At 70.8% G+C, this 16,868-nt stretch carries 19 protein-coding genes and 1 pseudogene; 9 read left to right on the forward strand and 11 right to left on the reverse strand.

Annotation, left to right across the window (positions count from 1 at the left end; all coding sequences use genetic code 11):
• Positions 1–58: 58 nt before the first annotated feature.
• Positions 59–505, forward strand: a complete 447-nt coding sequence (locus AC07FT_RS32240) for a hypothetical protein (protein WP_479179570.1) — start codon at positions 59–61, stop codon at positions 503–505.
• Positions 506–634: 129 nt separating this feature from the next.
• Positions 635–904, forward strand: a complete 270-nt coding sequence (locus tag AC07FT_RS32245; RefSeq protein WP_479179571.1) for a hypothetical protein — start codon at positions 635–637, stop codon at positions 902–904.
• Between the two features lie 15 nt (positions 905–919).
• On the opposite strand, the gene AC07FT_RS32250 is transcribed toward AC07FT_RS32245, so the two are convergent.
• From AC07FT_RS32250 to AC07FT_RS32270, 5 genes are all read right to left on the reverse strand, one after another.
• On the reverse strand, positions 920–1,252 hold the full coding sequence (locus AC07FT_RS32250; RefSeq protein ID WP_479179572.1) for a GNAT family N-acetyltransferase: 333 nt from the start codon (positions 1,250–1,252) through the stop codon (positions 920–922).
• A gap of 53 nt (positions 1,253–1,305) precedes the next feature.
• Positions 1,306–1,980, reverse strand: coding sequence for a response regulator (locus AC07FT_RS32255; protein WP_479179574.1), 675 nt, complete (start codon positions 1,978–1,980; stop codon positions 1,306–1,308).
• Between the two features lie 7 nt (positions 1,981–1,987).
• Positions 1,988–3,139, reverse strand: coding sequence for a sensor histidine kinase (locus AC07FT_RS32260; protein ID WP_479179575.1), 1,152 nt, complete (start codon positions 3,137–3,139; stop codon positions 1,988–1,990).
• Between the two features lie 355 nt (positions 3,140–3,494).
• Positions 3,495–3,842 (reverse strand): hypothetical protein, encoded by a 348-nt coding sequence (locus AC07FT_RS32265; RefSeq protein WP_479179576.1) that lies wholly within the window; start codon positions 3,840–3,842, stop codon positions 3,495–3,497.
• Positions 3,843–4,304: 462 nt separating this feature from the next.
• A complete protein-coding gene (locus AC07FT_RS32270) occupies positions 4,305–4,955 on the reverse strand; it encodes a hypothetical protein (RefSeq protein WP_479179577.1) in 651 nt (216 codons plus the stop codon).
• A 269-nt stretch (positions 4,956–5,224) separates the two neighbouring features.
• Between AC07FT_RS32270 and AC07FT_RS32275 the strand changes: the two genes are divergently transcribed.
• Positions 5,225–6,601: a hypothetical protein gene (locus AC07FT_RS32275; protein WP_479179578.1), complete on the forward strand. Its 1,377-nt coding sequence runs from the start codon at positions 5,225–5,227 to the stop codon at positions 6,599–6,601.
• Between the two features lie 172 nt (positions 6,602–6,773).
• Positions 6,774–7,244 carry a hypothetical protein gene (locus tag AC07FT_RS32280; RefSeq protein ID WP_471205015.1) on the forward strand — a complete coding sequence of 157 codons (471 nt, stop codon included), beginning with the start codon at positions 6,774–6,776 and terminating at the stop codon, positions 7,242–7,244.
• 10 nt (positions 7,245–7,254) lie between these two features.
• On the opposite strand, the gene AC07FT_RS32285 is transcribed toward AC07FT_RS32280, so the two are convergent.
• Positions 7,255–7,506: a hypothetical protein gene (locus tag AC07FT_RS32285; protein WP_471205017.1), complete on the reverse strand. Its 252-nt coding sequence runs from the start codon at positions 7,504–7,506 to the stop codon at positions 7,255–7,257.
• A gap of 68 nt (positions 7,507–7,574) precedes the next feature.
• On the opposite strand from AC07FT_RS32285, the gene AC07FT_RS32290 reads away from it, so the two are divergent.
• Positions 7,575–8,075, forward strand: coding sequence for a hypothetical protein (locus AC07FT_RS32290; protein WP_479179580.1), 501 nt, complete (start codon positions 7,575–7,577; stop codon positions 8,073–8,075).
• Between the two features lie 23 nt (positions 8,076–8,098).
• On the opposite strand, the pseudogene AC07FT_RS32295 reads toward AC07FT_RS32290, so the two are convergent.
• From AC07FT_RS32295 to AC07FT_RS32310, 4 genes and pseudogenes are all read right to left on the reverse strand, one after another.
• Positions 8,099–8,299, reverse strand: a pseudogene (locus AC07FT_RS32295) (nitroreductase); the annotation flags it as partial.
• A 125-nt stretch (positions 8,300–8,424) separates the two neighbouring features.
• On the reverse strand, positions 8,425–9,054 hold the full coding sequence (locus AC07FT_RS32300; RefSeq protein WP_479179581.1) for a Kelch repeat-containing protein: 630 nt from the start codon (positions 9,052–9,054) through the stop codon (positions 8,425–8,427).
• 430 nt (positions 9,055–9,484) lie between these two features.
• Positions 9,485–9,610: a winged helix-turn-helix domain-containing protein gene (locus AC07FT_RS32305; RefSeq protein ID WP_479179582.1), complete on the reverse strand. Its 126-nt coding sequence runs from the start codon at positions 9,608–9,610 to the stop codon at positions 9,485–9,487.
• A 129-nt stretch (positions 9,611–9,739) separates the two neighbouring features.
• Entirely contained in the window at positions 9,740–10,570 is an 831-nt protein-coding gene (locus tag AC07FT_RS32310) for a class I SAM-dependent methyltransferase (protein ID WP_479179584.1), read from the reverse strand.
• Positions 10,571–10,802: 232 nt separating this feature from the next.
• Between AC07FT_RS32310 and AC07FT_RS32315 the strand changes: the two genes are divergently transcribed.
• From AC07FT_RS32315 to AC07FT_RS32325, 3 genes are all read left to right on the forward strand, one after another.
• Positions 10,803–12,410, forward strand: coding sequence for an ABC-F family ATP-binding cassette domain-containing protein (locus tag AC07FT_RS32315; RefSeq protein ID WP_479179585.1), 1,608 nt, complete (start codon positions 10,803–10,805; stop codon positions 12,408–12,410).
• Between the two features lie 84 nt (positions 12,411–12,494).
• A complete protein-coding gene (locus tag AC07FT_RS32320; protein WP_479179586.1) occupies positions 12,495–13,037 on the forward strand; it encodes a MarR family winged helix-turn-helix transcriptional regulator in 543 nt (180 codons plus the stop codon).
• Entirely contained in the window at positions 13,034–13,834 is an 801-nt protein-coding gene (locus AC07FT_RS32325; protein ID WP_479179587.1) for an aminoglycoside adenylyltransferase domain-containing protein, read from the forward strand. Before AC07FT_RS32320 ends, AC07FT_RS32325 begins: the two co-directional genes overlap by 4 nt.
• Positions 13,835–13,850: 16 nt before the next feature.
• Here AC07FT_RS32325 and AC07FT_RS32330 read toward each other — a convergent pair whose 3' ends face one another.
• Entirely contained in the window at positions 13,851–15,104 is a 1,254-nt protein-coding gene (locus AC07FT_RS32330) for a helix-turn-helix domain-containing protein (RefSeq protein WP_479179588.1), read from the reverse strand.
• A gap of 183 nt (positions 15,105–15,287) precedes the next feature.
• On the opposite strand from AC07FT_RS32330, the gene AC07FT_RS32335 reads away from it, so the two are divergent.
• Positions 15,288–16,829, forward strand: coding sequence for a hypothetical protein (locus AC07FT_RS32335; RefSeq protein WP_479179589.1), 1,542 nt, complete (start codon positions 15,288–15,290; stop codon positions 16,827–16,829).
• The last annotated feature ends 39 nt before the right edge of the window (positions 16,830–16,868 follow it).

The raw sequence follows: 16,868 nt of genomic DNA on the forward strand, positions 1-16,868 counted from the left end.
ACACCGTCCGGAATCCGGGCGGCGCACACGGGGTGAATCGGGGGCAGCCATGGAGTTCATGTTCTATGTCGTACCGGCGTTCATCGCCGTGGTGGTGATCGTGATGGCGGTCAAGGTGATCCGGCGCTCCCTGGAGCTGAAGCAGGCGTGGTCGAGCGGCCTGACGGCGGAGGCCCGCTGTCTGCGCGCCTACACCACGACACGCCACCACAACGACAGCGGCCACATCACCACCACGCATCACCACGTCTACGAGTTCACACCGCGCGGGGGCGCCCCCGTCCGCTTCGACGAGGCGAACGGCCCCGCGACGACCGTGGAGGACGACTTCGTCACCGTGTACTACACGGCCGAGCAGCCCCAGAACGCCACCGCGCAGGCGCCCAGCCCCGTCAAGCACGCGGCGAGCACGGTCGGTCTGCTCTGCTTCCTGGGCGTTGTCCTCGCCTTCTGTATCTTCTTCGTCGTGACGGCCAATGACATGATCGGAGCCGACCTCCCCTAGCTCTGAAGAGACCCAGCCTGCCGCTGGATTGGCCATCATGTGCATGCGGGGGCGGAGCTACCAGTACGTCGGACCTGCCGAGTTGAAAGGTCTTGTGCGGGCGGAGAAGCGGTCCTGAGCGCCGGAGAGATGAGCTTCCGCGAGGAATCCGGGTGGTGGGTGGTCGACGAAGTCAGCAACCAGTCGACCGGCTACTGCCCGGACATCAGCTCATGGACGGCTGTCGGTAAGGCGTTGGACCGAGCCGGCATTGCTTCCCCGAGCGGCTTCACCCACGAGGTGACCTTCCGTCGCTGCCCCGGCTGTCAGCAGCGCAACATCGTGCGGGACGAACACTTCGTCTGCGTCTTCTGCGACACGCCCCTGCCGCTGGAATGGAACGTCGACATGACCGCATGAACAGCATCGTGCCCTCTAGTTCAAGGAGAGCCACATATCGACGCTCTCGATCCCTCGTTCGCGAAAGACACCGGCCGGCTTGAATCCCGCCTTTTCGTAGGCGCGGATCGCCCCGGTGTTGGAGGGCTGGGTGCCGCCGAAGAGGATGACGTGCCGGCATCCACGCTCACGCAGGACGCCGAGCGCTCCCTTGAGCAGCTCGGTTCCGAGGCCGGTGCCCTGGAGATGATCGGCGGCGACAGGGGCGATACGACAGTCCGCACCGTCCTCGATGGTCCACCCGAGATTCCGGTAGCGCGCCTTCTCACTCTCCGGGATCGCGGACTGGGCCGGCAGACCGTCGCACAAGCGCCCCCTCAGAAGGGTGGGCGCCGGCGGGACGTTCCCATATCCGCCGGCGTTCAGCAGGCTCCTTCGCCCGGCCGCACCAGCCCCGTCTCATAGGCCAGCACCACGGCCTGTGCCCTGCTCGACAACTCGAGCTTGGTCATCGCCCGGTTCAGATGAGTCTTGACCGTCGCCTCACTGATGAAGAGCTCACCGGCGATCTCCAGATTGCTCAGGCCACGGGCGGCCAGCCGCAGCACCTCCGTCTCGCGGCCGGTCAGCGCGTCCAGGTCGGGTGGCGCTTCGGCAGATGACCGACCGCTGTGCCGGGCGTACGCTTCGACCAGACGCTTGGTGACGGAGGGCGCGAAAAGCGTGTCGCCGCCTCCGACGGCAGCGACCGCCGCGAGTATCCGCTCGGGGCCGGAGTCCTTGAGCAGGAAGCCCGAAGCACCGGCCCGCAGCGCCCCGTACACATACTCGTCGAGGTCGAACGTGGTCAGGACCAGGATCCTCGGGGCGGGATCCTCCGACTGGGCGAGGATCCTCTCGGTGGCCGTGATACCACCCATGCCGGGCATCCGGATGTCCATCAGTACGACATCGGGGCGGGTGCGGGCCGCCAGGGCCACGGCTTCCCCGCCGTCAGCGGCCTCCCCCACGATCTCCACCCCCGGGGCCGCACGGAGCAGCCCCACCAGCCCGGCCCGGATGAGGAACTGATCGTCGACGACAAGCACCTTGGTCATGCGGCGGTCATTCCGTTGTGCCGTCTCTCTTCGGCGAGGTCTGTACGGAGACCGGCAGGATGAGCCGGACGGCGAATCCCCCCTCGCTCCGTGGGCCGACGGTGACCGTGCCCCCGTACAGCTTGGCCCGCTCCCGCATGCCGATCAAGCCATGGCCGCTGCCGGTCCGCATCTTGTCCGGATTCACGCCCTGGCCGCCGTTCGTGACGGAGACCGTCAACTGGTGTGACTGGTAGTGCAGTTGTACCTGTGTGCTCGCTCCGGGAGCATGCTTCAGTACGTTGGTCAGGGCCTCCTGGACACATCGGTACGCACACAGCTCGACCCCGGGCGGAAGGGGACGTGGCCTGCCGTGCACACGGAGGTCCACCGGCACTCCTCCCGCCCGCACACGGTCGGCCATCTCGTCCAGCCGGGAGATTCCCGGCATGGGCGCGGCAGGTCCCCCATCACCGTCGACGCGCAGCACCCGCAGGACCCTCCGCAGTTCCTCGAGACCGTTCCTGCTGCTCTCCTCGATGGTGGCGAGCGCGTTGCGGGCGGTCTCCGGATCCGTGTCGAAGACGAAGCGGGCCAGCCCCACCTGGACGGATATCACCGACATGTGATGCGCGACCACATCATGGAGTTCCCGCGCGATCCGTCCGCGCTCATCCGCCACCTCGCGGCGCGCCCGTTCCTGCTGTTCCTCACGCAACCGGTCGGCCAGCTCCACGGAACGACGGGCGGTGTACCCGAAGCGGACGAGGACGACGGAGAAGCCGACGGCCTGGCCGAGGACCGACACCATGACGGCGTCTTCGCTGATGGCACCGGCGTAGATCCAGACGGCGCTCATCAGGGCGGCGCAGCCCACCGCGGTGCGTACCGGCCGCGTGGCCGCGACCGTGTACACGGCCAGCATCGGGGCGAAGGAGTTGACCACGGGCCAGTATCCGACCGTCACATACACGGCCCACATCACCAGGACCACGAGGCAGACGGCGACGGGCGCCCTGCCGCGGAGCACCACCGGAGCGTTGACCAAGGCGACCATCAGGTACCCCGTCGCATCGAGCGCGGGCCAGCCCTGGGCCGCGGACTCCTGCCCGAGAAGCACGGCGACGCTGGTCTGCGCCAACGCGATGAGCACGTCGGCGACGAGGGTGTGGATCCGCATCGCCGCAGCCTAGTCCCGGTGGATACGCGCAGAGGTCAACGTGGTTGCCCCGCACAGGAGTTGTGGACGTGGTGATCGCCGGCCCGGAGCAGGCATGGCAGGGGGCGCCGGGGCGGCCCCCGCCGTAGGCCATACGCGGTGAGCCACGGGCAGACGGAAGGGCCGGCCTCGACGAGACCGGCCCTCCGCAACCCCGCGCTTGCTCATCCCGCCCCTCCCGTCACGGGCCGGTGTCCCCCGTAGCCTGACACCGGCGGGCCCGGGACCGGGTCAGCCCGGCGGAACCCTCGACTCCCCCCGTGAGCGCACCGCTGCCGCGAGGAACGGGGACGCTGAACGCGGGCTCCCCCGTCGGTCAGCAGGTCACCGTGCGGTCATAGGAGCCGAACGGCCACGAGTGGTAGAGGTACCTCCCCCGCGCGATGGACGTACAGCGACTGTCATAGCCGTTCTTCACGACGATCTTCAGTCGCATGGTCCCATCACAGTTGTTGCTCGCGACGGCTTCGTGCGTCCGCCCGTTCACAGATCGATGCACACAGTCCGGCGCCGTCCCCGACACACTGGCCTGGCCGGCGTCGGCGTTCGCGCGAGTGGTGCTCGCCGACGCGGCCGAGGCCGGTCCGGCCATTCCGAACAGTGCGCTGACCCCCAGCACGGTCGCGGCGACGCCGACCTTGGTGCGCTTGCGCAAAGTGCTCATGCTCGCCCTTCTTCCACGGTTCTCCCTGACCGACCGCGCCGTGATTCCCCCTTGGCTCGCGGAAGCGCGCGCATCCCCCGGTGGCGCGATGTCGGTGAGTGCGCCTTCCAGGAACACTCCGTGCGGTCGACAGGGAGACTATGCGGCAGCCTGAAATCACCACATCCAACGACGAATTGATCCTGGGGTAAACCGGCGTCGTATCCGTGCGCCATCTGCAACGCACGTGGCAGGGATCAGCTCCGTGACGCCCAAGGGGGCGGGTGCGGCATCAGCCCGCCCACCCCCTGAACTCGGCACCGCTTGGGGTGCCGTTCCGGGCCGGGTCGGCGAGGTCACGGCGTGCGCGTTTCAGGCGCCGGCGGCGGCTCCGGCACAGAATAGGCATGGGCCGGCAGCGAGGACCGTAGAGCGGCGAACCGGCCGGTAGGGCGAGGCCCCTTCGTGTGACTGCGGAACCGGCTACGGCCGCGCGGTACCGGACCCGCTCGCCCGGCGCCGCAGCAGTTCCCGGAGCTTCACCGTCACCGCGGCGACCGCGAGCAGGGCCACGATGCCGCCCAGCGCCACGTACCCGATGAAGGGGTACTCGCGCCGGAGGAAGATGGAGAGGCCGTCCGAGCGGGTGCCCCCCTTCCCGTTGAGCGTCGTCGTCACCACCACGAGGCCGAGGGTGCCCAGCAGGCCGCTCGCCACCGCGAGTACACCGTGACCAGCCGCCCTGGCGATGTGGTGCGGCCTCCGGCTCCGCCGCCATCCCCTGATGTCCTCGGAGAGAGTGCCCAGCCCCACGACGACTCCGGCCACGGCGGGGAAGAGCACGAACCCGGCCGAGGCCGCGAAACCGTATCCGCCGCCGGGCCATCGCGGGGCGAGGTCGCGCCACATGTCCTCCAGCAGTCGAGAGGAGGCCAGCAGCACCGATCCGCCGATCGCGGTCAGCAAGGCCAGTACGCCCACCACCGGCCACAGGTTGCCGCGCAGTCCCCCGCGGTGCTTGACGCCCTCGCCGCCGGGCGCGGCCCGCTTCGCGGTGAGCCGCGCGTCCTCGGCCCGCTTCGCCTCCCGTGCACGCCGAGCCTCTCTGGCCTTTGCCCCGGACCGGCGTGCCATATGAGCCCAACCTTTCGTACTCCCAGATCGTGGTGGAGATGGTCTCACCGGACCTCCGGGCTGGGCGCGGTCAGGGCCCACCCCTGACGACGGGGGTCAAGGAGGCCGGGGCGGGTCGCGTTGACTCATCCGGTCGATTGGTGTCAGAACCGGCCAGATGCTTCCGCCTCCTCATCAACAGTCGCATGATGGACGCTGGAGCACGCGTCGAGGGGGACGACCGTCGCACCCCCGGATGCCGATGCGCGTGTGACGGCCGAGGGGGGACCATGGAACCGCGCGCACCACGCCCGGACGCGAGCGCACCGCAGTACATATTGATCACGCAGTGTCTGCAGAACGACCTCTTCCTGAACCTGGACTGCCAGTTGTGTCTCCCGGAGAGCGCCGCGTCCAAGCTGCTGCTCGACAGCGAGAACGGGACCGGCTTCCGGACGGAGGGGCACCGCAGGGTCCTGTCCGCCGGGCAGATCCGCCACTCCCCGCTCGCCCGCTTCCTCCAGGCCACGGTGGGCTCCCGGACCCGCGGCCACGGGGACGGAGTGCTCCATCTGATCAACATCCGTGACTGGCACGTACCGGGTGAGGCGTACGACCTCGAACGCAGGCAGTACGGCGCGCACTGCGAGGCGAACACCTGGGGTGCCGAGTACGTCGACGGCCTCGCGGAGTTGCTGGACCCGCCGCCCCGCGAGGACGGCTGGGGCGGCAGGCTGCGCGTCCACCACCTGACGTCCAACACGCTGTTCGACTTCCAGCACAGCTCCGGCGGACGCCCCGAGCCCCGTCAGCCGTCACGCCTGGCGACGCTGCTGGACGGCCTGCTGGCGGACGGCCGGGAGGAGACGACTCATGTCGTGGTGCTCGGTGTGCTCACCGACATCAAGATCCAATTACTGCTGACCGGTATCCGCTCGCGCTACAACGTCCGCCAGCTCGTCGTCTCCGACGCCCTCACCGCGAGCCGCACGCTGGAGCGGCACCTGTCGGCGCTGGACTTCTGTGAACGGGTGCTGCGCGCCGAGGTGATGACCGGGCTGGCGGAGCTCGCCCGCTTCCTCGGCTCCCGGCCCGATGACGACCGCCGCCTGACCAGGGGCGGGGAGGCCGAGTTCACCGGCTACGCCTCCTATATCCAGGACAAGGAGGGCATCCTCTCCTACGAGGACGCCCGGCTGCGCGACTACCGCATCCAGACCTCGGAACGGCTCCGGCGGGCGCAGCGCACGGTCCGGTTCGCCAGTACGTTCCTGCTCGGCCTGGGCGCGGGTCTGCTGCTGATCGCGCTCGCGCTGTCGGTGGTCCAGGTCGTGTGGCCGGGCCGGGTCACCTGGCAGACCCCCGCGATCATCGGAACCCTGGGCGCGGGGCAGATCGTCACCCTGTTCTTCACCCGCCCGGTCCGGTCCGTCCGGGACGCCCTGGCGGAGGAGACCATCTACCGGATGATCCTTGAGAGCCGCAGCCTCAAGGTCGCGCTCGCCCGCTTCCACGTCACGACCGCGGACGCCCTCAGGCGCCACGAGGACAGCGGCCGCCAGCTCAAGTCACTGGAACGCCAGTTGAAGGTTCTGGAACAGATCGACGCGGCCGACTTCGAACGGCTGAAGGGGCTGGGGGTGGCGCCCCGCGCCGGGCGCGGGTAGCCGCGGTGCCGACCGCGGAACCCAGCACAAGCGTCTCTTCATCACGGCGCGGACAACCGAAGCAACCCGGTCGCTCGACTCCCGCAGATGAGTAGTGCCTACTCCAGCCGATCGGTGAGGGCGTTCCTACACTCGCGCTGCATGGCGCATCGATGAGTGGAATGGAACGCGAATGGCTCAGCGCAGACTCCGGACGTGGACGGCTGCTGCCCTGGCGGCGCTCGTGGCGTTGACGATCGCCCTCGCCCTCGGAGTGACTGGTCTGACGCCCTTCGGATCGTCCGCCGAGGATGAGGTCCCCACAGCCGACATGCCGCGTATCGACCATCATGACGAGGCACTGGAGCTGGCCCGTGAGTTCCGTGTCCGTCTGAAGACCAAGGGGACGCCCGAGCAGAGGAAGCTCGCCCGGCACGTCACCGCGGTTGTCGGGATCATCTTCAGCAAGGACGGGGACGTCCATATCGCTACGGATCTCACCGATAGCCCCCAGCCGGGCAACGCGATGGACGGGAGCGTGGACGAGTCACCGGCGAGGGCTCTGGCGTGGGCGTACGCGGACTGGAAGGAGTCGAGATCGGACGCGACCGTCAATGTCTACAACGCCGTGGGCCAGCGTCTGGCGTCCGGTGTGGACCTGTGACGAAGACGGCTCAGCGGGGGTCGTCCGCGGGGCGGATCAGGGCCCGTGCCAGGTGATTGCGGCTCTTCGCGTCGTCGGCCGCGTACTGGCGTATCAATCCGCAGTCCGCACAGGCGAGTGTGGTGAGATCGATGCGCTTGCGCCCGTAGGTGTCCCAGAGCATGACCCAGATCGCTCCCCCCTGGTTCCGGTGGAGGTCGATGGGGAAGACCTCGGTCGATCCGCAGTCCGGGCACTGTCCCTGCTTCATGCGTGCGTTCATCGCCTCACTCTCTCAGCAGGATCCGGCGCACGGGGAACCGGTACGCCCGGTCCATCGTCCTTCGGATCATGATCTCCGATGCGGAACAGCTGGTCGATGACTGGGACTCGATACGACAGGGGTACTTCCTGGGGGAGCCCGACGAGACCCTGTCGCGGTGTGTGGAGCGGCTCGGCCGGGCGCGGGCCGCGGTGCCCCGGGATCCGGATGTGACTGCGTTCTTCACGCTGGGGCTGGTCCTGATGTCCGGCCATGCGACATGGGCGGCGGATTCCGCGGTGGCGGACCGGACCGCGGACGCGCTGCTGGCCGTCGCCTCGGACCCGGCCGCGGCGGACCTCAGCTGCGACCACGGGAGTCATCCCTGCGACGACGGCGACCTCGACATGCGGCTGGAGCTCTTCCCCGTGCTGCTGTCGCTGCTCGGCGGGGGCGCGGAGTACTCGTGGCACGACCTCGACGAGCAGGGTGAGGACCCCGATCCGGAGTCCCGCTGGCGCTGCCCGCGTACCGTGGCGGGGTTCGCACGGTCGGCCGCCGAGGCGATCCGTGGCACAACCGACCACTAGGCAGTGTCCCGTCGATCTCGGCAGGGCCGGTCGGGGTCGTCGCGCTCCATCCCCAGCTCTTCGTATCGCTGAGCTGCCGCAGCGGAGAAGCGGTCCAGATACGGCGAGGTCAGTTCGTCCGGGTACATCGGATACTCCCGCTCATCACCCGGGTCTCCCGCCAGTGCCCTGGCGCTCGCGTGTCTCTTCAGTTCGGCCAAGGGTTCGCCGGTCACGACATACACATGCCACGGCTGGAGGTTCCCGCTGGACGCCCGGTTTCGACAAGGCCCGCTACAAGAAGCGCAACACCGTCGAAGGGGCGATCAACAAGCTGAAGGCCTTCCGCACGGTTGCGAAGCCGCCCTCGTCAGTGGTGAGGGTGCGGTCGAGGTTTGGGCGGGCACTTGCCATGCGGATCGTGGGGGCAGGGGAGAGGGGGCTGCGGATCGGAGGAGCGCTCGATCGCGAATGCCTCCGCTGTGTTCACGAAGTCCGAGAGCGAGCCAGTACTGGCCTTTTCTCCGCCGACGACGTACACGCAGGGGCCATTCGACGCCTTGGGGCAGGGTGCCGCTGCCCCTGCCGGGCCGGAGCGCGCGGTGGGCATCGACGGCAGGGTCACCCACGTATTGGTGGCTGGTGTGTATACCTCTGCCGTGTCCAGAAAGCCCGAGAAACTATCCCCGCCGATGGTGTACACGCAGGTGTTCGTCATTCCCGCCGGGCAGGGCGCCGCCGCCCCTGCCGGGCTGAAGCGGGCGGTCGGCATCGACGGCAAGGTCAACCAGACGCCCTGAGCGTGTGCGGCAGTGGCCGTGAACGCCAGCAGCGGCGCCAGCACCGCCCCAACGAGCCGCCGCCACCATGAGCGCCCACGCGGAAATTCTTGACTGGCCGCCACCAGCGCGGGTGCCGGCGTCAGGCCAGGGCCATCGCGATGCGGCGGCACAACCTCCGCGGGCCTGTTCTTCGGCCCCGACCGACAACTGATGCCCATCGGACACCTCTTTCATGGCGCGCGGCAGCCGCTCGCCGCGACTGTGATGACCGCTTTGCGGCTATTCATACCAACATACGAACGTCGCCTCACCTATCACACAGCCAAAAGAACCAAACGGCACCGCCGTCCAGGGAGGCACGCCAGAGATACAGAGTTTTCCGGGTCGGGCTGACGTCATGTCGGGGCGGGGAGAGTCCGGCCTCCAGATGGGGCCCACATGCCGGCGGCCGGGGTTGCGGTCGGTGTGTAGCAGGGAATGAGAAGATGGTCAGCCACTGCCGGGTCGCGATCAGTTCGCGCATCGCGGCACCGACGTGGTGGGTGCAGTCGTCCCACACCAGCACGACGGTGGCCTGCCGAGCTGCTGATGGGTGCATCCAGCAAGGCAGCGAAATCCTTTTCCTGACAGCCCTTCTTCCCACGGCGGTCACCGCGACCTCGTCGCGTTCGGCGGCCCGGCGCGCGCCGGGACCTGTACGGTCCAGCCCATCTGACGCAGGATCCGCCAGGTCTGCGCGGGGCTGAAGCGGACAGGGAAGCGCCGCGCGATCATCGTGGGATCGTCCGAGTACGCCCAGTGCAAGGACGACGCTCGGCCATGCCAGCCGACCCGGCTACCGCGGGGAGGTGCCCCCTGCACCAGACGCCGCGGCCTGATCCACGCAGACCGACAGAACTGGGCCTAGTGTTCGGGGGGCCGTCGGCCGGGGCCGTCTTCGAGGGGCCGGCGGCCCCAGGCCGAGATCAACGGTGCGGTGGCGAGGTCCAGCCGCCCTGTCGCGATATGGGCGAGGTGCCGCTCGATCTCCTCGTCCGTGGCGAGACCCGCGGCGATGAGCTTGTCCCGTACCTGATGGACGGTGGCCGCCTCGAGGACGTCCAAGTGGGGCGAGGCGATCGGGAAGTAGGCGTCGGCCTCGACCTCCACGAGGCCGATCCCGCGCAGCAGCCGCGGCAGTTTCCGTCCGTAGGCGAGGTCGGCGCCCCGCCCCTCGAGCAACTGGCGGACTCCGCGGCGCAGCCGGTTGGCCAACTCCTGCTCGGGGCCGTACTCGTCGGGACAGATATGTGGCTGGAGAGCGGGGTCGGCGTCCTCGATCAGCAGCCAGCCGCCGGGGCGGAGCGCCCGGGCCATGGAGCGCAGCGCGGCGTCGCGGTCCGTGATGTGGACCAGGACGAGGCGGGCGTGGATCAGGTCGAAGGGGCCGGGCGGGGGCGGGTCGAGGGCGACATCGTGGCGGAGTACCTCGACTCCTTCGGTGGCGGCCTCCCGGATCCAGGACACATCGATGTCGGTGGCGAGCACCTGCCCGCTCGGTCCGACGCGTCCGGCGAGCCAGCCGGGGACCGTGGGGCCGCCGGCCCCGACCTCCCAGCACCGCCAGCCCTCGTCGATACCGACCGTCTCGAAGTGCCGGAACGTCGAGGGGTCGAAGAGGGCCGACAGCGCCTCGAAGCGGGTGCCCGCCTCGGCCTGGCGGTTGTCCAGCAGATATCCCGTGTCCTCGGCCATGATCCGATCATGTCACGGCCGGACGGTGTGGGGGGCGGTGCGGTCGTGCCTCGACGCGCACGCCGCGAACCGGCCCTGGAACGGCTTGCGCGCAGGCCCGCGGCAAGAAATCGGATGCGGTCGCCGCGGGCGGCCCCTTACGGTGGCCCCATGTCGACGCCCCGCATTTCCTAGCTGAGGACCCGCTTCCACGCCAGAAGTGTGTCCTTTCGCTGTTTCGGAGCGTTCTTCCATGATTACCGTTCATGGGGTCGAGCTGCGCGCGGGTGCCCGCCTGCTGCTGTCCGACCTCTCCTTCACCGTCTCGCCCGGCGACCGCATCGGTCTGGTCGGCCGCAATGGCGCGGGCAAGACCACCTTGCTGACCGCCCTCGCCGGACAGTCCCGCCCCACCGCCGGGACGATCACGCACACCGGCCCGGTCGGGCTTCTCGCCCAGGACTCCCGGGCCGCCGACCCGGCGGTCACCGTCACCGACCGGATCCTGTCCGCCCGGGGCCTGGACCGGGCACTGCGTCGGCTGCGCGCGGCGGAGGCCGCGATGGCCAGGGCCGAGGACCCCGCCGTGCTGGAGCGGGCGATGAACGACTACGCACGGGCCGAGGCCGCGTTCGAGGCCGGTGGCGGATACGCGGCGGAGGCCGGGGCCGCCCGGGTCGCGGCCGGTCTCGGGCTGCCCGACCGGGTCATGGGTGAGCCGGTGGGCACACTGTCCGGCGGACAGCGGCGCCGGGTGGAGCTGGCGCGGATCCTGCTCTCCGGCCAGGACGGCGGCACCCTGCTGCTGGACGAGCCGACCAACCACCTCGACGCCGACTCCGTCGGCTGGCTGCGGGCCTTCCTCCTGAACCACCGGGGCGGTCTCGTGGTGATCAGCCATGACACCTCGCTGCTCGCCGATGTCGTCAACCGGGTGTTCCACCTGGACGCCACCCGGGCGGCGATCGACATCCACAACACGGGCTGGGACGCCTATCTCACCCAGCGGGAGGCGGACGAACGGCGGCGTGCCCGCGAACGGGCCGGAGCCGAGCGCAAGGCCGCCGCCCTGCACGCACAGGCGGACAAGATGAAGGCCCGCTCGGCGACCGCGGTCATGGCCCGGAGCATGACACGGCGCGCCGATCGCATGCTGGCCGGCCTGGAACCGGCACGCCGGACGGAGCGGGTCGCCAGGATCCGGCTGCCCGAACCGCGGCCGTGCGGACGGATCCCGCTGGGCGCGGCCGGTCTGACCAAGTCCTACGGCGGGCACCACGTTCTGTCCGGGGTCGATCTGGCCGTGGACCGGGGCAGCCGGCTGGTCGTCCTCGGGCTCAACGGGGCGGGCAAGACCACCCTGCTGCGCATCCTGGCGGGCGAGCAGCGGCCGGACGCGGGACGTGTGGTGCACGGGCACGGGCTGCGGCTGGGCTATTTCGCGCAGGAACACGACACCCTGCGCCCGGACCGATCCGTCCTGCGCAACCTGGCCGACGCCGCCCCGCACCTCACCGAGGGCGAAGTGCGGCAGGTGCTGGGCGCGTTCCTGTTCTCCGGGGACGACACCGACAAGCCCGCGGGAGTGCTCTCCGGCGGGGAGAAGGCGCGGCTCGCGCTGGCCTCTCTGGTGCACTCCGGAGCCAACGTCCTGCTGCTGGACGAGCCGACCAACAACCTCGATCCCGCTTCCCGGGCCGAGGTCCTGACCGCGGTCGGCTCCTATCCGGGCGCCATCGTGATGGTCACTCACGACGAGGGTGCCATCGACGCGCTGCGGCCCGATCGCGTCCTGCTCCTGCCGGACGCGGACGAGGACCTGTGGAGCGAGGACTACCGCGACCTCGTCACCCTCGCCTGACCGATGCCCCACGCGATCGAGGAAACGCCCACGGGCAGCTCACAGGTACAGTTTCGGCTGTCCAGACAGGAGAGTGGGGAAGAGATGGCCCAGTCCACACCTGACGCCGGGCGGGGTTCCGGAGTGACGGAACGGGAAGCCACCGTGCCGGTTCCCGGCGCGGCCGGCGGCGGACCGATCAGCCACGCGATCTTCCGGCTGGCCAGGCTGCACCGCATGTTCGCGGGACAGCTGTTGCGCCGCATCGGTCTGCACCCGGGCCAGGAGCTGGTCATGATGCACCTCTGGGAACTGGGCCCGCAGCGTCAGATCGACCTGGTGCGCCTGATGGACTCCGACGCCGCCACCATGACCCGCACCGTCCGCCGCCTCGAACAGGCCGGTTTCGTCCGCCGCCGTCCCTCCCCCACCGACAAGCGCGCCTCGCTCATCGAGCCCACGACGGCCAGCCACGCCCTGCGCCGGGAGGTGGAGCGGGTCTGGAGCCAGCTCGAGGAGATCTCGGCCACCGGTCTCTCGGACGACGAACGCGCGGACGCCCTCGCCACCCTGGAACGACTGGAGCAGAACCTCGTACGGGCTGCCGCCCGGTCCACCGAGCCGGACACGGAGCGAGCGGGCGGGTGACCCCGGCATCCGGACCGCCGCGGTCCCTCCCCACCGAACTCCACTCCTACCTTCAGGAGCTCCTCCGGCGCACGCGCGCGGTGTGCGGGGACCACCTGGTCGGTGTCCTCGCGGTCGGGTCCCTGGCGCTCGGGGACTACCGGCACGGCCGCAGTGACATCGATCTGACGGTCGTGGTGGAGCCGTCCCTGCCCGGCTCGGCCCTGCACGACCTGGCCGACGACCTCGCCCACTCCGCACTGCCCTGTCCCGCGGCCGGACTGGAACTGGTCGTCTACGGAGCGGACTTCGCCCGTCGGCCCTCCGAGGAGGCGGGATATCTGCTCGATCTCAACACCGGCCCGTCGCTGCCGGACCGGGCCGACGCCGACCCGGCGCGGTCCCCCGCCTTCTGGTACGTCATCGACCGGTCCATCGCCCACCACACCGGGCTCCCCCTCTTCGGCGGCCCCGCACGGGACCTGGTCGCCGCGCCGGATCGCCGGGACGTGCTCGCCGCCGTCCGCGCGTCGGTCGTCGAGCACAGTGGCGGTGAGGGACACCTCGCGGACAACCGGGTGCTCAACGGCTGCCGGGCCGTGGTGTTCTGCCGCACCGGCCGCTGGGTGGCCAAGCGCACCGCGGCGCGGGAGATCGCCCTGACCGAGGAGCGGTTCCGGCCGCTGGTCGACGCCGCGGTGCACAGCTTCGAACGCCCCCGCGCCTTCGCGGTCGCCCTGCCGGACGCCGATGTCCGGGCCTTTCTGGGCTGGGTCCGGGAAAGTGTCGAGGAGGCGGCGCGGGCGGCCGGGGCCTGACCGCCGCGCCGGGGGATCAGTCCTCCGGGCCGTGGATGCGGCGGTGAGCCAGCGCCCACCACACCTCGGCCAGGTCGGCCGGGTCGCGCAGATGGGTTCCGGTGAGTTCCTCGAAGCGCCGGAGCCGGTTGCGCAGTGTGTTGGGGTGGACGTAGAGGCTGCGGGCGGCGGCCTCCAGGCGCATGCCAGCACGGAGGTAGGCGGCGGCCGCCTCCTCCAACTGGGCGCCGTCCTCACCGCGTTCGGCCAGCGGTTCCAGTCGGAGTCCCACCAGCTGGGCGCCGATCGCGGGCATCGCCACGACCGTGGCCCGCAGCCCCAGTTCCTCGCGGGTGAAGGTCCCCACGAGGCCGGAGTCGACCGCGGCGCGCAGCGCCTGGGTGGCGCGGGTGAACTCGGTGGCGAGGGCGGCACGGGCGGCCGGGGCGCCCACGCCCACCACCAGGCCGCGGCACAGTCCGTCCGGGCGCGCGGTCAGCAGCCCGGCGGCGTCCCCGTCGACGGTCGTCACCAGAGGGCCGCCGACCGCGTCGCCCGCGAGCCAGGGCCCCAGCAGATCGACAGCGCGTGCCAGGACCTCGTGCTCGGCGGCGGCCGCGGGGGCGGGGCGCCCGGAGCCGGAGCCGGGCAGGCGTGCGCGGAACGGCAGGCGCAGGGCGCTCCGGTCGCAGGTGGCCCCGTCGGTGCCCTGGCCGTCCACGGCGTCCGGGTCATGCGGATCGTCCCAGCGCGCCTCGCCCAGGAGCAGGGCCCGGACCAGGGCGGAGTTCCGCCGGTCGGTGGTGATGTCCCGCCTGGCCGCGGTGTGGCAGCTGCGGACGATGCGCAGGGTGGTGGCGTTGGCCCAGGCCCGCAGTGTCTCCGCGATCGGCAGCAGTTCCTCGGCGGTGGCGTGCCGGGCGGCCATCTCCTCCCCGAAACACCGCCAGACGACGTCCGATCCGATGCGGTACGCCGAGAGCACGTCCTCCACCGGAAGCACCCGGGCCAGGGCGGCGACCTCACCCAGGTATCCGGCGGGGAGGTCGTGGGACCGGCCGCCGTCGCGCACGCCGTCCCGCGGTGACCGCTGCTCCTCGTCGGCCCAGCGCTGCACCACCGCCAGGCCGTTGCGGATCGCCATGGTCACCCGCGGCCGGATGCCCTCCGGCGGAAGCGCGGCATAGGAGGGGAGTTGGCCGCGGAGGGCGGCGATGACCTCGTCGGTGAGCGCGCCGATCCGGGCGTGCAGCGCGGCGACCGCCTCCGGCACCGTTGTGGAACCCTCCACCCGTCCCCTCCCGAGTCGGTGTCTTTCTCCATGGCAGAAGTGATCATTCGCCGCCATGCTACGAGGAAGCCGCCCGAACCCCTACAGATGTTCGATCTTGGATAACTTCCGGGTTGTCAGGATCCGCCGGGGGTGTGGTCCGCGGCCCTGCCGTCCCCTCATCGGTCATCCCCAAGGACTCCCATGGCTGTTTCCTGGCGCCGCATCGCGGTGCCCGCCGCCGCCCTCGGTGTGCTGGTCCCCGCCGCCCTCGGCGGCTACTCGCTCCTCTCGGACTCCCCGGACTCCGGCCCCGGCGCGTCCGGGACACGAGCCACCGGCTCCCCCGGCCCGGACACCGTGTCCGGTGCCGATGGCGCGGCCGCCGCCCCGGAGGGCGGTGCCGTGGTCGCCAAGCCCTCGGGGACGCCCACCGGTCCGAACCGGTCGGTCGCCGTGAAGCTGTCGTCGTACGACGCCGCCGGGAAGCGGGCGGTGCTCAAGGCATCCGGTGGCAAGTCCGTACGCTCGGGCGACGTCATCGCCGCGGCGCCGAGCCGGAAGGCCCCGGCGGGCGCGCTGTTCAAGGTGCGCACCGTCACCGGCTCGCAGGACGGCGAGGTCCGGGTCACCACCGCGCCCGCCACCCTCTCGGAGCTGCTCGGCGATCAGAAGGTGAACCGCCGCACGGCGTTGCGCGGCGATGAGCTCAGCGTCAAACCGCTCTCCTCCGGTGTCACCGTACGCAAGCCGTCCGACGGCGGCGGCCCCGGCGCGGAGGACGGTGGCGTTGCCACGGCGCCGTCCCAGGGGACGAGCCCGACGCCGTCCGCCGGCGCCGGCGACATCCCGGCCGGTGATGCCTCACCGACCCCGGCCCCGTCGGCCTCCGACAGCGGCGCGCACACCCAGCTCGGGCACCGCGCGGCACGCACCGCCCCGCACGGGCCCCTTCCGTCCGCCGCGGCGAAGGGACTGGGCGCCCTGCGCCTGGGCCTCGACGTGCCCCTGCCCAAGGGAGTGCAGGCAACCGACAGGTCGCCCGCCCGGCTGGCCGGGGACATCACCTTCCGGCCGGAGCTGATCTTCCAGTACGACCGGCGCGGCGGGCTCAGTCTGCTGCCGCAGCGGGCGGCCGTCGGCCTCGGCGGCTCCTACAGCTACGGCTGGCAGGTGCACGGAAAGGTGCGGGGCACCGCGGACACCGGGAAGGTCTCGGTGCCGCTGGCGGCGGTCACCGGCCGTCATGTCTTCTGGGTGGGCCCGATTCCGGTCGTGGTGAGCACCGAGGTGACCTTCAACTACCGCTTCACCGCGGGTGGCCGCATCGTGCTCGACGCCGACCAGCGCACCACCGGCTCGTTCGCCGTGGGCGCACGGTACGACCGGGAGAACGGCTGGCGCGCGCTGCGCGAGGCGGATCAGCGGACCAAGGGCGGCAATCCCCGGGTCCAGGGGGCGGCCACCGCGACGGCCCGTGTCGGCGCACACGCCGAGGTGTTCCTCTACGACACCGTCGGTGTGGGCGGGGACCTGTCGGTGTATCTCACCGGACGCGCCGCGGCAGGCACCGGTGGCGGCGCTCCGGCGTGGGCGCTGAGCGCGGGCTACGACCTGAAGACCGAGCTGATGCTCCAGCTGAAGATCTTCGGGATACGGATCGCCGATCTGCGGACCACACCGTTCGCCCTCCACGGTGAACGGAAGCTGTTCGGGCGCGGGAAGCTGCCCGCGGGCCGGGTCTGATCCCCGGATCCCGCGTCCCGTCCGGCCGAAGGCGCCCGC

It is taken from the genome of Streptomyces sp. NPDC045899 (assembly GCF_056431485.1).